This is a genomic window from Microcoleus sp. SVA1B4 (assembly GCF_036700545.1).
In the GTDB taxonomy this organism is placed as follows: domain Bacteria; phylum Cyanobacteriota; class Cyanobacteriia; order Cyanobacteriales; family Microcoleaceae; genus Microcoleus.
Genome location: NZ_JAUBPB010000010.1, coordinates 99,122 through 115,597, shown reverse-complemented (window position 1 = coordinate 115,597; position 16,476 = coordinate 99,122). Strand labels below are relative to the sequence as shown.

The following is a 16,476-nucleotide window of genomic DNA, read 5'->3' as shown; positions in this document are numbered from 1 at the left end:
AAAAATAAAACACGATTTTACTAATTACTAATTGCCTTCAACGTTTACATAAAAATCTGGGAAGATTCCGAGTTATTGCTAGCGTGACAAATGCGATTTTTGCCTTCGGTTTTGGCTTGAAAAAGGGCGCTGTCAGCGCTGCGAATTAGGGTGTTGGGAGATTCCTGGGCAGAAGGAATCGCTGTTGCAATGCCGCAACTGAGGGTAACGTAGGGGCCGATCGACGATCGCGCGTGGGGCAGTTTCAAGCTGGCGATGCCGTCGCAAATTTTCCGGGCGACAGCGTTTGCCCCTTGGGCGCTGGTGTTGGGCAGCACTAGGCCAAATTCTTCGCCACCGTAGCGGGCAGTCAAATCCCCAGGCCGATTGGTGGCGCTGGCGATCGCCCCGGCAATTTGGCGCAAACAATCGTCCCCGCCCAGGTGCCCATAAAACTCGTTGTAAAGTTTAAAAAAGTCGATGTCCAACATAATTAAAGAAAGCGGTAGCTCCTCTCTGGCCAATCTGCGCCACTCTAAGTTCAAAACGCGATCGAACTGGCGGCGATTGGCAATGCCAGTCAGTCCGTCAGTAGTTGCCAGTTGCTGCAATTTTTGATTGGCTATTGCTAGCTTGCGGTAAAGTTGAGATTGTTCGATCGCGATCGCTACTTGATTTGCCAAGTGCTGTAAAAAATCTATTTCCCACTGTTGCCATTCCCTGACACCACTGCAATTGTATGCTGTCAGCATTCCCCACAAACTATTGCCATTTTCTGCGATCGAATCCGGCAACTTCTTACCCTGCGCCTGCGGGTTGCCACTCGCCTGCGGCCAGATATAATTTTCCACTGCATCTTGATTTTTCTCGACTTCCCAAACAGTGGTTTCTTGTGTTTCTTTTGCCGTTTCCCAGTCGCCTGATTGCCAAATTGGCACGCTGATAACTGCTGCAATTTCACAATCGGCCAGCAATTCTTTGCAACTGCCAGCCAAGGGGGCAGTGCTGACATCTGCGATTGCTTGTACCGACTGGGATTCGACTAAAACAAAGCATGACACCGCCAAAGCAGCACTAATATTTTGGTTTTCAATATAACCTTCTGGCAAACCGTCACCTGCGACGATCGCACCTTTTTGCTCTTCCCCGTCCAATTGAGACACCCAATCCTGACAGCGATAAATTAAAACGCGGTCTGTTTGGAGAAATTGGCGCACTTCTGCAACGGTACTTTGGAGAATGCTTGCCGGATCTATTGACGATCGAATATGTTCGATCATTTTGCCCAACAGCCGCTGTCGCAGAGCCTGCTGCCGCAATTGTTCTTCGATTTGCTGGCGTTCGATGGCGTAATGGATTGCCCGCACCAGCAGAGTTCTGTGAAATCTTCCCTTTACCAAACAATCTTGAGCGCCCCAGCGCAATACCGACCGGGCCATATTTTCATCCTTGATATCTGTCAGCACCACAATTGGCAATGTGGGCCATCGCCCTTTCAAAACTGCGAGATCCTCGCTTCCCCTCAAGCTGTCTGACACTGACAAATCTAATAGTACGGCGTCAAACTTGTCTACTTCCAGACGCCCAACTCCTATCTCCAGAGACTTAACAGTTTGGAGAAGAAATAGAGACTCGCTGAATGACCCTAGAAGGTCTTCGATCATTGTGGGATCTCCGAGGTCATCCTCAACCAACAAAATTTTCAGACATTGGTGACGTGTTAACACAACTCTAGCGTTCGGAGCGGGTCGAAGGCAACTTTTTTGTTTTGAGAGCGATACTTGCGATCGGCAAATATTTCGGCTTATCAAATTCACTATACACTCAAACTATGGATTTAGCTTTCCATTAAAGTTTACATATCCGGCGGGAGTGAAACGATTTCAAACCAATACTCACATAAAGTCTTCATTACTTCAAGCAAGCCTTCAAAAGTTACTGGTTTGGATATAAAAGAATTGGCTCCCAAGCGGTAGCAAAGCAAAATATCTCCTCTGCGGTGGGAAGTTGTGAGCATTACAACCGGAATTTGTTGCAAATGGGGGTCAGATCTGATCAAACTTAGTGTTTCTCGCCCGTCCAGCCTCGGCATATTCAGATCCAAAAGGATCAAGTCTGGCTGATGCCAATTGCTGCTACCAAGATATTGACCGCGACGGTATAAGTAGTCTAGGACTTGTTCTCCATTTTCCACAAATTCGCTCGTAATTGCTAATCGAACTTCTCCCAGTGCTTCCTTCACCAAAAAGCGCGTATCCTCGTCATCGTTGGCTATTAAAAGAGTAAATTTTTTCTTTTTATAATTCACGGCTTTGCCTCACTCCGAACGTTTTTTGTGAGGTCGCTGGACTTTGAGCCGTGTCTGAGTACCTGCCAAGAATCTCTTGCCATCATCCGGTAAATCTGGCTGAGAACACTGAAATTGTGTTGCAATAATTTACAGTTTTTCTGCATTTGCAAAGGTTTGCGAATCATGATTGTTTCACTTGGCAGTCTGTCCGAGAACCTGCAAACTGCAAACACATCACAAATCCTTCTCCGCGAACTACTATGGAAACTACTGCATCCCAAAGCAAGATGCTCTGGATACAGTTGAAAAAAATTAACAAGTCTTGCGCGCACCGCTGATTTATAAGTTGTATAAGGATAGAGCTAATAAATTTATATTGATAGATTTATAGCTCGATGTCATCAGTGAATATGCTACACTTTATAAGCATTTTTGTAAAGAAAAGATAAAGATATTTAAAGCTTAAGTAAAGGACGGGTGACAATCAAGCAATTTGGTGACAAGCCCCCGGATTCATCCGTGGAGCGAGAAAAAAGCTCCGAATCCTCTTCACTTGCCCCCGGATTTATCAGTGGAGTCGCTTTCTTCAATTCTAAAATCTAAAATCTAAAATCTAAAATCTAAAATCTACAATCTAAAATCTACAATCTAAAATCTACAATCTACAATCTACAATCTACAATCTACAATCTACAATCTACAATCTACAATCTACAATCTACAATCTAAAACCTAAAATCTAAAATCTAAAACCTAAAATCTAAAATCTAAAATCGATTGACTTTACTTTGATATAGGAATAGAAAAATAAAAAGTCGAGCCTCGATTGGGTTCTGATTCTACCCACAGGCTGCCGCCATGCCGCTCGACAATTCTTTGACAAATCGCTAAACCGATACCAGTTCCCGAATACTGTTTTTGGGTGTGCAAGCGCTGAAAAATCTGAAAAATTCGCGGATGATACTGTGAGGCAATCCCAATACCATTATCCTGCACTGAAAACACCCAGCTATCCCCCTGATGCGAAGCGTCCACCTGCACCACCGGCGCCTCACTGCTGCGGTACTTAATGGCGTTACCAATTAAATTTTGAAACAGTTGCAGCAGTTGAAAAGAGTCAGCTTTTACCCTTGGCAAATTCCCCTTAGTAACTGAAGCTTGATTCTCGCGGATGGCCAAATGCAAATTAGCACAAGCATCCTCAAAAACCTGATTGCAATCTATGAGCTCAAAAGGTTTCTGACTGCGACCTACCCGCGAATACTCCAGCAAGTCATCAATCAGCGCCTGCATCCGATCGCAAGAATGAACAATATTGCGGATAAATTTATTCCCTTGGGCATCAAGTTGGTTGGGAAAGCGTTTTTCTAATAGTTGAGCGTAGCCAGCAATCGTGCTCAAAGGCGCTTGCAAATCATGAGAAGCCACATAAGCAAACTGTTCTAGTTCGGCATTAGAACGAGTTAATTCTTGAGCGTAGCGGGTTTGAGCGTCTAAACTCGCTTGCAGCATTTCTTGTACCAGCTTGCGTTCAGAAATATCCTCGATCGCACAAATCAAATACTGCAGCGTCCCCTTGACATCGCGCATTGCCGACACAGTAACATTTGCCCAGCGCACTGCCTCATCTTTGCATAGCAAACGCTTTTCCACAGAAAAAGTTTGAATCTTCCCAGATAACAGCGAGCGCAGGTATTCTCTGTCCGCTTTTCTATCATCCGGGTGAGTAATTGCCTCCCAATTTTGCTGTAACAATTCCGATTCTGCATAGCGGACAATTTGACAAAAGCCGGGATTTACCCGCATAAACTTACCGCAAAGCGCGGTTTTAGCTATGCCGACTGCTGCTTGCTCGAATATCGCCCGGAAGCGTTCTTCGCTGTCTCGTAGGGCAATTTCTGCTCGTTTACGCTCGGTAATGTTACGAAATGTTACTGCCAGACCATCGTTTAATTTTACCGCCACAATGTGCAGCCAAACAATTGTATCTCGCTCCTGTTCGTAATAAAATTCTTGGTCTACAGTTTCTCCTGTTTCTACTACAGAAACATACAAATCAAATAACCCGTTGTTGCTAACTTGGGAAACTTGGGGTAACAAATTCTTGCCAACTATGTCATTTAATAGCAAACCATAAAATTTTTCGGCGGCAGGGTTGATCAAGAGCCACTGGAAATCTACAATATTTCCCTCACTGTTGCGGACCGCAGAATAAGCCACCACACAGTCTAATGAACTATTTAATATGCTAGCAAGCAGCGACTGCGACTGTTGCAGTTGATAATTTTGTTCTTTTAATTGCTGTTGCAGCTTTTGCAAGCGGACTTGCTTGTCGATGCGCGCTAAAACTTCTTCTACTTGAAAGGGTTTAGTAATATAGTCGGCGCCTCCTACTCGAAAAGCTTGTAATTTATCGTTCATTTCATCTAATACGCTTAAAAAAATTACCGGAATTTGTTCAGTTTCCGGTGTCGCTTTCAGTCTCCGACAAACTTCATAACCGCTCATTTCCGGCATTCTAATGTCGAGCAAAATTAAATCCGGGCGATGGGCGATCGCCACATTCAACGCCAGTTGACCGGAAATAGCTCGGTAAACTAGATACCCCTGGGATGTTAGCAGTTTGGATAAGAACCGCAGATTGCTTGGTTGGTCATCAACCACCAATACTTTAATTTCGCTATTATCCATTTATTTTAAACTCGATCGAGTTAAATCCATTATCCTGTCGAGTCGGTAATCGGCAAGCAAATCTTTTAAAGCCTCAGCTAAAGTTGGATGACTTTCCCAGATGCGATCGACAAGTTGAATCGCCAGCTCTTCATTAACATCATTAGCTGCGTCATGGAGTTCCTTCACCCAGCTTTGAGGCATTTGAGCCAGCAGCCCTCCGAAAAATGAATCGGGTTTTTCGTTCACACAATAACGCCGTAAAGCCCTGACAGGGAGTCGGGGCAACTCTTGATAAAGATAGCGCACTCCCAAGTAGCAAGCCATCTTATCAAAAAGGATTTGTTCTTGAAAAGGTTTCCGCACAAAATCGTCGCAACCTGCGTCGAGAATTTCGCCTTTTTTTTCCTCAAAAGTGCTAGCAGTCAGAGCAATAATTACAGTTCGCCACTGAGTTTGTTTCTCTTTGGCTCTAATTTGTCGGACAGCTTCAAAACCGTCCATTACTGGCATTCGCGTATCCAGCCAAATTAAATGAGGCTGCCAACTTTCCCAAAGTTCAACCGCTTGGTAGCCATTTTCCGCTTCTCGGACTTCAAAACCAATTGGTTGCAACATTTTAACCAGCAGCAGCCGATTGTCTGGATTGTCGTCAACTGCTAAAATCCGATAAATCGGTTGATCTGCTTCTAGTCCGATCGCACGCTGAAATGTCGCCACGGTTATTTCCGACGAAATAGCGGCCAATACTCGGATATTAAATTTAAAACTGGTTCCCTCACCTAAAACACTTTTTACCCAAATATCCCCGCCCATTATCTGCACGTATTTTTTAGTAATTGTCAAACCCAATCCCGTACCATCAGCCGCTTTTCTCCCCGCTTGTGTTTGCACGAAAGCATCAAATAAAGTATCAATTTCTGCTGCTGCTATGCCAATTCCAGTGTCTTCAACTTCAAACAAAATTAACAATGGATCGACGAAGGTATAGTTAAGATGACTTTCCGATTCTGCCGGCTGTTGCTGGTTGCTTTCCACGCTCACGCGCAGCCAAATACGGCCCCCGTCGTGAGTAAATTTCATGGCATTTGCCAGCAGGTTAATTAAGCAAACGCGCAGCTTTTTTTCGTCAGTTTTTATATATTGGGGAACATTAGCCTCGACGGAAAATCTCAGTTGCATTTTTTTTGTTTCAGCTTTAATTTGAAACATTTCTTCGAGAGTGTCGAGGAGTTGATAAAGGTCAAAGCTGCGTTGATCTAAGCCAATTATCCCTGCTTCTATTTTCGACAAGTCTAAAACATCGTTAATTAGTTCCAGCAAATGTTGACCGCTGCGGTTAATAATTCGGAGATTTTCGAGATTTTCGTGGCTGAGCAAAGAGTCGCGGCTCATGACTTGGGTAAAACCCAGGATGGCGTTCAGGGGAGTCCGCAATTCGTGGCTCATGTTGGCAACGAATTGACTTTTTGCAAGCGAGGCAGCGGCCGCTGCTTCTTCAGCTTTTTTGCGTTCTATTATTTCTTCTTGCAGTTCTTTATTGCGATCGAGCAATTGTTTTTTCAGTCTTTGGATAGTCAGTTGGTGTTCGATTCGCGCTAAAACTTCTGCTACATGAAACGGTTTTGTGACATAATCAACCCCTCCCACTTGAAAGGCGGTTAGTTTGTCCAATACTTCATCTAAAGCGCTGATAAAAATAACTGGAATTTCGGATGTCTTCGGATCTTCCTTGAGCTGGGTGCAGACTTCGTAGCCGTCCATTTCCGGCATTTTGATGTCGAGCAAAATCAAATCGGGACAACCAGAGCGCGCGGCCCTGATTGCCATTTTGCCGTTAATTACGCCGCGGACTTTGTAGCCCCGATCGGACAGCGTTGCTGATAAAACTTGCAAATTTTCTGGAGTATCGTCAACAATTAATATGTTGCCTTTATTTTCTTCTATTTGATTTTTGATCATCGATCGCTATTTTTTGTTAATTTAAAAATTGTTGGAATTATCAAAAGTGGTTAAATAGTCATTATAGCACTCCCTCCTCAATCAACTCCTTTTATATTTACAGAACTTATCCTAGTTAAGATTTGAGATTTGAGATTTGAGATTAAAGAATTGGGAAGGACTGATGATTACCAGGGTGTGGAGCTTGGCTACAAGTAAATTAGTCTATAGCAGGCGAGTTTACAAATAGCCGATCGACCTACACGATCAATAATCCTGAACCTGCCCCTATTATCCCTTCTTCTTTCATCCTTCAACAATTTCTAAACTCCTCAATCAAATCGATAATCCGATCGCACCGGAAGTTATTCGCCAAATCGGCGATCGCGTTGCCGAAACTAGCATTAATAGGAGGAATCGACAACAACAGCCGAAAAATCTCCTCGTTATCAACCGCATCCGCCGCAGAATACAATTCATCAACCCATTCCGCAGGCATAGCTTCCAAAAATGAAGTATTCAGCGTAAAAGCCAAATCAGCCGTTTCAGTTGTCGTGGAAACCTCGCCGGACACCGCAGCATCAGAACTTAGCGAAGCTTCTCGATCGTAAACATAGCGGACTCCCAGATACTTAGCCATCTTTTCTAGAATCACTTGCTCCCGAAAAGGCTTCGCTACAAAATCATCGCAACCAGCAGACAAAATCAGCGATCGCTCCTCATCAAAAGCACTTGCAGTCAGAGCAATAATCACCGTTGCTTGACCTTTCAAATGCGCTTTAATCTGTTTAGTAGCTTCGTAACCGTCCATCACCGGCATCCGCATATCCATCCAAATCAAATGAGGTTCCCAACTCGACCACATTTCCACAGCTTGAACCCCATTTTCAGCTTCCTGCACCGCAAAGCCAAGGGATGTCAGCATTCTGACCAACAGCAAGCGGCTTTCCAGGCGATCGTCAACAGCTAAAATCCGGTATTCTGGCTGTCCGGGTTCCAGGCCCACCACTCGGCGAGCTGTTTGAGCCACCTGAATTTCCACTGCACTAGGGAGCGAAACTTTAACATCAAATCTAAAAATGCTGCCGCGACCGAGGGTGCTTGTTACCGTCATCTTCCCTCCCATTAACTTAACGAACTGCTGGCTGATTGGCAAGCCCAAACCGGTTCCTTCTTGAGCTTTTTTCCCGCTTTCTGTTTGCGCGAAAGGTTTAAACAAATTCTCCATTTCTTCCGCCGAAATTCCAGCACCAGTGTCTTCCACTTCAAATAGCAAACAGCAACTGTCAATTGGTTGAATCTCTCCCTCATTTTTAGTTTTTAACAACTCATGTTTGATTCTCAAGTTGACACCACCTTCTGCCGTGAACTTAATAGCATTTCCGACTACATTTATCAATACTTGTCGCAACTTGCTTTCGTCAGTTTCTATATATTGAGGGAGAGCTGGTGAACAATCAAAAATTAACTGCAACCCTTTTTTTTCGGCTTGCAGCTTCAGCATATTTTCAGTATTTTTTAGCATTTTGTGTAAGTCGAAGGTGCTATTATTAAGTGTCACCAGCCCGACTTCAATTTTTGACATTTGCAGAATATTGTTAATCAGAACAAGCAAATGTTCCCCGCTCTGGGTAATAATTCCTAAGTATTGCTGTTGGTCGGCATCGAGGTCTGGGTCGCGGGCAAGAAGTTGGCTGAAACCGAGAATTGCGTTGAGGGGAGTTCGCAATTCGTGGCTCATATTCGAGAGAAATTCGCTTTTTGCCCTGTTCGCTCTGTCGGCTTCTTCTTTGGCTTTTTGCAGGACTATTTCAGCTTGTTTGCGTTCGGTAATATCGCTAGCAGTGCCTGTTGTGCCGATGATGTTTCCTTCAGCGTCCATGCGCGCGATCGCCTTGGTATTTACATCAATCTTTCTACCGTCTTTTCCTAATACTATATTTTCGTACTGAAACACAGTTTTTCCCGTCAGCAAGCGCTGCTGAAGTTCCCATTTCCAGTCTATTTCTCCTGGGGCTAAGAAATCGCTAAAAGAACAGCCGAGCATTTCTTCAGGCTCGTAACCGTATATTTGTTTAACTGCTTGGTTGACAAAAGTAATGTGTCCTTGAGCATTGCAAGACCAGATAATATCTTGGGAAGTCTCAACTAAATGACGGTATTTTTCTTCGCTCTCTGCAAGGGCTATTTCTGCTAGCTTGCGTGGAGTAATGTCCATCAAAGTTGTGAATAGTTTTGTCACTTGCCCTTGTTGGTTGACAACTACTTCTCCTCTGGCTTCGATGTAGCGGATGAAGCCGGCTTCACTTATTTGTGACGGAGAATTATCCGCAACAATTTTCTGTTCCGGGCGCAGAATTCGATATTCCAAAGTGTAAGATTGCCCGCTAGCAATAGCAGTGTCGATCGTTGTTTGCCACTTTTGTCGATCGTCGGGATGCACGTATTGCAAAAACTCAGTTAGTGTTGGCGCAGGCTGGGTTGGAGCGATCCCAAAAATCCGAGATAATTCTTCCGACCAAGTAGTTGTGTTGGCCGATAAATCGCATTCCCAATTACCGACACGGGCGATTCTTTGCGCTGCTGCTAAAGAAGCCGCTATAGCTCGGAGTTTTTCTTCCGCTAATTTGCGATCGCTAATATCTTGAATCACAGAAATTACGCAGGTTTCCCCATGAATTTCAATGATTTCTGCTGACAGCAGCCCCGTTCTAACTTCCCCTGTTTTAGTGCGAAAATTAAATTCATAATTCAGAATAATTTGTTTTTCATCTAACAGTTTAAACAACTCGGCGCGGGCTTGTATATTTTCCCAAAGATTCAACTCAAGCGCCGTGCGATCGAGGATTTCTACGGCTGAATAACCGATTGTCTGGCAAAAAGCCTCATTAATTTCTAAATAACGACCGTCATTAAATCTGGTAATAGCAATCGGGTTGGGAGAAGAACGAAAAGCTTTAGCAAACTTTTCCTCAGACAATCGCAGTTGTGCAGTCCGCTCCTCGACTAAAGTTTCCAGTTCTTGATTTAGCTTTTGGAGCTGAGCATTTTGTTGCGCTAATTGCTTCTCCCTAAAATAGCTGTTAATCGCTTCTTTTACCGTCAACTTCAAATCTTCCGACTGCCAAGGTTTCGATATGTAGCGGTACAATTTAGCATATTTAATAGTATTCGCCACGGCTTCTAAGTCTGCTTGCCCCGTCAGCATGATTTTGATAGTTTTTGGCGAAATTATGTGAATCTGCTTCAGCAATTCGTCCCCTTTGATATTCGGCATCAGATAGTCGGAAATCACTGCAACGATTTCGCAACCCTCTGCCAGTAATTCCTCGATTAACTCTAAAGCATCTTCGCCACCTTCAGCGGTTTCTAATAAGTGTTCTTCCCCCAGGGTTTTTTTTAACTCAATTTTCAAACTTTCAAGAATTATCGGTTCGTCATCCACACAAATAATCACAGGTTTATTGTTCATATTTTTGTCAAACCAGATTTTATTGTTTCTACTAATTCTTTGCGCTCCCACGGCTTGTACAAACAACGGTGCAAGTTTGCTTGCTCTTTCACCCGTGATATTGCTACTTCGTCTGCTTGCCCGGTCAGCATAACTTTCACAATTTTAGGATATTTTTGGTGAACCATAATCAAAAAATCATCTCCTTTAATCCCTGGCATTAACCAGTCAGATACTATGACTAAAATATCACTTTCATCTTCTTTTTGAATTTCCTCCATAATTTCCAGAGCTTCATCTGCATTTTCTGCTACTTCATAGAGGTAAGCATCCCCAAATTCTTTTTTAAGTTGAATTTTCAAACTATTTAAGACCACAACTTCATCGTCAACGCACAAAATTACTGGTTTAGACATAAAACTTTACTTCTATTAAAATTGTAAAATTGGGTAATTTCCCGGTTTTTTTTATTGCTATCAAGGGATTCCTATGGGCAAGGATATAGTAAATTTTGTTTGACCAGGCACGCTTTCTACTTGCAGTCCACCTTGATGTTTCTCCAGAATTTTTTGAACTATATCTAACCCCAAACCACTGCCTTCCCCTGGAGGTTTAGTTGTAAAAAACGGCTCAAAAATTCTCGGCATAATTTCTGGGGGAATGCCAGGGCCACTGTCGGTAATACTGACTGATATTGCATTCGCTTGGTGTTTGACATCAATTTTTAACACGCCTTTGTTACCCATCGCTTGTAAAGCATTGTGAACTAAATTTGTCCAAACTTGACTGAGTTCATCAGGATAGCATAGCACAGAGGGCAAATTAGTACCATAGTTTCTGACTACTTCCACACCGTGTTTGATTTGGTAGTGGTAAAGCGTTAAAACAGTATCAATACCGTCGGTAATATTAGCGATAACTTTGGAACCCGACTGGTCGTAACGAGAGTAGCTTTTTAAAGCAAAAACGATTTTTGCTGCCCTATCCGTGGCAGTAGCAATATTTTTGGTGCTTTTTTGTACCGTAGCAAATTGGTAGGCGATTTGTACAATGTTTCGACTTTGGCTGTCTTTCAACAAAGGTAAAAAAGGTTCTACATTATTGCCGATACCGATATCTAATAAAGTACAGGCAAGACTAGCGGCGTCGCCAATGTTTTCTGATTCTAATTGCCCTTGCAAAAGTTTTTTTAACTGACGTTTTTCTTTACTAGATAATGTATCTGTTTCTTGGCTGGACTTGTGTAGTAAAGCAAAGAAATCCTGTCGCCTTTCCGGGGATAGTTGTTGAAAAAATATCGGCAACTGCTGCAACTGTTCCGTCCAGAAGTCGGCGATGTTCTGCACAGAAGAGCGAATCGCCCCTAAAGGAGAATTGATTTCATGAGCAACTCCGGCAATTAACTGTCCGAGGGCTGCCATTTTTTCTGATTGAATAAGTTCTTTTTGAGTCCGCTTCAGTTCTTCTAAGGTATGAGATAACTCTGCATTTTTTTGGCACAGCGCTGACTCGGCTATTTTGCGGGCGTTAATGTTGCGGGCAACCCAAATAACGGCATCTTTTGAGAACAGAGAAATGCAGGCAGAAAACCAAATTGCGCGATCGCAAAATGTTAAGCTGTAGTCAAAATTGATAGGTTGTTGTGTTTCTAAGACTTGCTGGACTAAGACCCACCAATCATCCGGGTTGTCATCGTCAAGAAAATGTTCTATAGTCAAGCTGACTATATCGAAATCAGACTCAGAAATCGCTGCCACATTCGTTGGCAAAATTTCAATGTTCCGCTGACTATCTAGCACGAGAACGATGTCGGTCATCGCTTCAAAAACGGCGCGTACTTTCCTTTCAGAAAAGTGCAATTTTTCTTCGAGCAATTTTCTACCGCTAATTTGTTGCTGCAATTCTTCGTTACTGGCTGCTAGTTGAACTGTGCGATCTAGAACCCGCTGTTCGAGTTCGGTGTTGAGGCGGCGAACTTCAGATTCAGCGGTGGTGCGGTCTTGTATTTCCTTTTTTAACTGACTGTTGGCATTAATTAATTCTAAAGTTCGCTGTTTGATTTGTTCTTCCAAATTATCATTTAAGAGTCGCAATTTTTCCTCGACTTCAGTTCTCCGCAACGCTTCTTTTTGCAATTCTTCGTTCATTTTGTTCAACTCCTGAATTTTGTCGGCGACTGTTTCCTGCAAAAGCTCGACATTTGCGTGCATTTCTACCGGATCTAAGGCCTGCAGCAGGCTAATTTCAGTCACAATTCCGGCTAAATATCCTTCCTCGTCCACCACCACCAAGCGCCGGATGCCGTGCTGCTGCATTAACTGGTGAGCCTGCCACAAGGTGGCTTTTACCTGCAACGGTATCAGCGGAAAACTCATCGCGGCGGTGACGGGAGTACGTGCGAAATCTAGCCCCGAAGCTTGGAATTTAACAATATCGCGTTCTGTAATTATGCCCACAGGTTTCTGATTTTTGTTGTCGCTGTCAGTGCAAATGACTATGCAGCTTTTTCGCTGGGTTCTCATCTGTTTTACGACTTCTAAAACTGAAGCGCTGCTTGAGGTAACTATTACTTGTGTGGTCATAATTTCTTCGGCGCGCCACATTTTTAGCAAGTCGGCCGGTTTGAGGATTTGACGGATGCTTTCGCAGGTGATAGCGCCTAGCAACTTGCCACCTTCGTCTAGGAGGGGTAAATGACGGATTCTTTTCGATCGCAATATGCTCAATACTTTGAAGATATTTCCCCCTTGATCGAGGTTCAGGGCGATCGGGTTTTCAGTCATCACCTCAGAAATTGCCACCCCTGCTAGCGGTATTTCGCTAGCAGTTATTTTCACAACATCACGTTCTGTAAAAATTCCGAGCAATTGCTGCTCAAACGCGATTAAAATACAACTGGCACTCGCCTGAGTCATGGCAGCAATTGCGACTTTCAAGGGTGTGTCTGGAGGCAGCACCGGCGGTTTGGGGTCGATCGCCTGTTCTAGCAAGCTTTGAGTATCAGAAACTGTTGTTGACATGGGCAAATCAAGGGGGATAGATGCAGGGGGAACCGCCACTTAATACCATTTTAGATTTCAGATTTTACAGTCGCGGTATCCTCACAGCAATAGAGAATTGACATCGGTCTAAAGTTGCATTTTAGTCCCGCATTGGTATGATTTTTAGTGCGATCGCGCTAAACGGCGATATGAATTGGCACGATACACGTCCTTTGGCCGATAACTGATGTTACTTCTATTTGAGCCAAATGTTTTTCCACACTTTTTTTAACAATCTCCAGTCCCAACCCGCTGCCTTCGTAGGCGGGTTTTGTGGTAAACAACGGATCACATATTCGTGGCAAAATTACCAAGTAATTCAGTTGCCACTGACGAGCAGGCTCGGATTTTCTTCTCTCACCTCTAATTTTAAAATTAGGCAATTATCTATCGCTTGTAAACCATTGTGCATCATATTTAGGAAAACTTGTTTTAGTTCGTCTGGATTACACAACTATTTAGGCAGTGTAGCTTAAGATTCTCTGACAATTTCTACTCGGTGTTGTAGTCTTTTAATCAAAAACTAATGGATTTTTAAGGGGTTATTAATAGTAGCAATTACTTTTCTACCATACAGTTATATCGAGAATATTTTTGAAATTAAAAATTACTTTTGTGGCTCTCTGTGTACCAGATGATCTTCTTGGCAAGCTGTGAATAAATGGCAGAGACTATCTGACTGACTCAGCAAGTTAAGCTAATCCGCATTTAAATTGCATAGTAAAATAAATTTTTCCTCTTGTGGGGAGTAGGGGTTGGGCATCCTGCCCGCCCTCAACATACAAATTAAATGCACAACAGCTTAAGCACCCTTTGATGAAATATGTAATTGCAGTGCAAATTTATGGATTCCTTATGTTGAGCAAGCCGGATGCTCGATTCAGAAATTTCGTGTTTTATTTTTGTAAGTTCTTGCCCTGAAAAATAGGAATATTGCGAGTTTTTGCACAATAACCGACAACTTCAAACTCAGCGTTTTTGACAATAATTTAATAGCTTTCTCGGAACATTGGCAGAGTTTCCCTGACATGAAACTTGTCGTGACCGATACAAGCTGCTACTAAATATAATATCCTGCCTCAGAGGCTGTTGGCATTGAACATCGATAACTATAGCTATGTGTTGCAGGAACTAGCAGCCCAGAAAATCAGGGTGTCCGCAATTGTAAATAATAACCCTGCCTTTGCGCGCAAGCATTCAAGGCAGGGTTATTATTGAGTATTCCGAATTCTCAAGGGTGAAGCGAGGGCGCTGCTGCCGACTTCGGCTGCCCAGCAGTGCACTACTCGCCCAATCGAGTTATTTTAGCGCTGCGTTGGGCCAACATCAGCACTACATAAATAGTCATTACATAGCCGGCGGCCAGAATGGGAATAATTAGAGGAATATCGCGATAAATCATAATTAGAACCAAAAGTCAAGGACGAGGAGGAGCAGGACAAGTTCAAGACCTACTACATTAAGTCAGCACGCAAGACCATGCCTTGGTTCTGAAGGCTGTTTTTCCATATCAAGCCTGCGGGAACATTTAGGCGTTCCCGGTCATCAACAATGATTTACTGCTTTACAGATGCTTAAACAGCCTAAAACCATCCACTTTAGCTGCTTTGAGCTACCGTGCACATAAGATGCGCTACTCTTAACTTCTGAAAACTTTTAGCCGCGAGGAACTAAAAATCTGTACCAGAAATTTTGGCTGCGATCGACTAACAAGGCTGGCTCTACGAAACTTTTACAGGCACCTAATAGCTACCTGCCCGTCTGGCTGTACTTAATGTATAGAATTGTTTAAATCCTTAATACCCATAATAACACAGGGTTTCTGGGATTTAGAGAATTTTTGGCAAGGTCCTTAACAATTCGATACAATAGGGGCAACCCCTCTGGCAGCCGGCTACTCGCCTCTGCCAGGCGGGTGACTCCCATCGGGTGGTAGATGACAAATAACTGCAGATATCCTAGATTTTTCTTTTCTATTGCAGAGAATTACCTTAAAATAAAGATATGATATGTAAAATTTTGTTACTTTACGGCTTGAGTCGGCGTATCCATGATCTCTAGCACTCTCCTATTTTCCTCGGTTGAAGAAGACCTGCGACTGTTGACAGAAAACTTAAAACAGTTAGTGGGTGCCCGTCATCCCATCTTGTACGCGGCTGCAGAATACTTATTCGGCACAAAGGGAAAACGAGTGAGACCCGCGATCGTTCTGTTGATGGCCAAGGCGACTATGCCCGATCGGGAAATCACAGAAAAACACCGCCGCCTCGCTGAAATCACAGAAATGATCCACACAGCTAGTCTCGTGCACGACGACGTGGTGGACGAGTCGGATCTGCGGCGGGGAGTGCCGACGGTTCACAGTCGGTTTAACAACCGAGTGGCAGTTTTGGCGGGAGACTTTCTGTTTGCTCAATCTTCCTGGCATTTGGCAAATCTCGACAACCTGCCAGTAGTCAAACTGCTTTCAGAAGTGATTATGGATTTAGCTGAGGGGGAAATTCAACAGGGACTAAATGGATTTGACACCAGCTTGTCGATCGAAGCGTACCTCGAAAAAAGTTATTACAAAACAGCGTCTTTAATTGCCAACAGTTCCAAAGCAGCGGGCTGTTTGAGCGAGGTTTCAGCGGAAATAGCAGACGATTTGTACAACTACGGTCGCAACATTGGTTTGGCATTCCAAATAGTAGATGATATATTAGATTTCACCGCTTCAACGGAAACTTTGGGGAAACCCGCAGGCTCGGATCTCAGAAGCGGTAATCTGACAGCACCCGCACTATTTGCCCTAGAAGAAAAACCTTACTTGGAAGTTCTCATAGAACGGGAATTTGCCCAAGAAGGAGATATAGAGCAGGCCCTGGCACTGGTAGAAGATTCTAGAGGCATAGAGCGATCGCGAGAACTAGCCACAAACCACGCACAGAAAGCCGTCGAATACTTAGCTGCGCTGCCCCATTCAGAGTCCCGCCAAGCTTTGATTGATTTGGCTGAATACGTTTTGAGTAGACTTTATTAGAGGTTAAAAAGTTACACTTTATTGGTAATGGGGAATTGGTAATGGGGAATTCCCAATGCCTAATGCCCTGTTACCAATTAAT

The 16,476-nt window shown here is 43.5% G+C and carries 9 protein-coding genes; 1 reads left to right on the top strand and 8 read right to left on the bottom strand.

Annotation, left to right across the window (positions count from 1 at the left end):
• Nucleotides 1–44 precede the first annotated feature (44 nt).
• The 8 genes from QT987_RS07575 to QT987_RS29900 all read right to left on the bottom strand — a co-directional run bounded on the left by QT987_RS07575 (nt 45) and on the right by QT987_RS29900 (nt 13,677).
• On the bottom strand, nt 45–1,706 hold the full coding sequence (locus tag QT987_RS07575; RefSeq protein WP_333238676.1) for a diguanylate cyclase domain-containing protein: 1,662 nt from the start codon (nt 1,704–1,706) through the stop codon (nt 45–47).
• Nucleotides 1,707–1,834: 128 nt separating this feature from the next.
• Nucleotides 1,835–2,287, bottom strand: a complete 453-nt coding sequence (locus tag QT987_RS07570) for a response regulator (protein ID WP_333238674.1) — start codon at nt 2,285–2,287, stop codon at nt 1,835–1,837.
• Nucleotides 2,288–3,052: 765 nt separating this feature from the next.
• Nucleotides 3,053–4,960, bottom strand: coding sequence for a PAS domain S-box protein (locus tag QT987_RS07565; RefSeq protein ID WP_333238672.1), 1,908 nt, complete (start codon nt 4,958–4,960; stop codon nt 3,053–3,055).
• Complete coding sequence (locus QT987_RS07560) at nt 4,961–6,901, bottom strand: response regulator (RefSeq protein ID WP_333238670.1); 1,941 nt, start codon at nt 6,899–6,901, stop codon at nt 4,961–4,963.
• Nucleotides 6,902–7,193: 292 nt separating this feature from the next.
• The gene (locus QT987_RS07555) at nt 7,194–10,352 is read right to left on the bottom strand and encodes a PAS domain S-box protein (RefSeq protein WP_333238668.1); all 3,159 of its coding nucleotides are present in this window, start codon (nt 10,350–10,352) and stop codon (nt 7,194–7,196) included.
• A complete protein-coding gene (locus QT987_RS07550; RefSeq protein WP_333238666.1) occupies nt 10,349–10,747 on the bottom strand; it encodes a response regulator in 399 nt (132 codons plus the stop codon). Before QT987_RS07550 ends, QT987_RS07555 begins: the two co-directional genes overlap by 4 nt.
• Before the next feature lie 60 nt (nt 10,748–10,807).
• On the bottom strand, nt 10,808–13,351 hold the full coding sequence (locus QT987_RS07545; RefSeq protein WP_333238664.1) for a CBS domain-containing protein: 2,544 nt from the start codon (nt 13,349–13,351) through the stop codon (nt 10,808–10,810).
• A gap of 158 nt (nt 13,352–13,509) precedes the next feature.
• Nucleotides 13,510–13,677 (bottom strand): ATP-binding protein, encoded by a 168-nt coding sequence (locus QT987_RS29900; RefSeq protein WP_445305010.1) that lies wholly within the window; start codon nt 13,675–13,677, stop codon nt 13,510–13,512.
• Nucleotides 13,678–15,422: 1,745 nt separating this feature from the next.
• Here QT987_RS29900 and sds point away from each other — a divergent pair.
• On the top strand, nt 15,423–16,394 hold the full coding sequence (sds, locus tag QT987_RS07540) for a solanesyl diphosphate synthase (protein WP_333214464.1): 972 nt from the start codon (nt 15,423–15,425) through the stop codon (nt 16,392–16,394).
• The last annotated feature ends 82 nt before the right edge of the window (nt 16,395–16,476 follow it).

Excerpts from the sequence above, each read along its gene's own strand:
- QT987_RS07565 (WP_333238672.1), bottom strand. The coding sequence starts at position 4,960 with ATGGATAATAGCGAAATTAAAGTATTGGTGGTTGATGACCAACCAAGC.
- QT987_RS07560 (WP_333238670.1), bottom strand. The coding sequence starts at position 6,901 with ATGATCAAAAATCAAATAGAAGAAAATAAAGGCAACATATTAATTGTT.
- QT987_RS07555 (WP_333238668.1), bottom strand. The coding sequence starts at position 10,352 with ATGAACAATAAACCTGTGATTATTTGTGTGGATGACGAACCGATAATT.
- QT987_RS07550 (WP_333238666.1), bottom strand. The coding sequence starts at position 10,747 with ATGTCTAAACCAGTAATTTTGTGCGTTGACGATGAAGTTGTGGTCTTA.
- QT987_RS07545 (WP_333238664.1), bottom strand. The coding sequence starts at position 13,351 with ATGTCAACAACAGTTTCTGATACTCAAAGCTTGCTAGAACAGGCGATC.
- sds (WP_333214464.1), top strand. The coding sequence starts at position 15,423 with ATGATCTCTAGCACTCTCCTATTTTCCTCGGTTGAAGAAGACCTGCGA.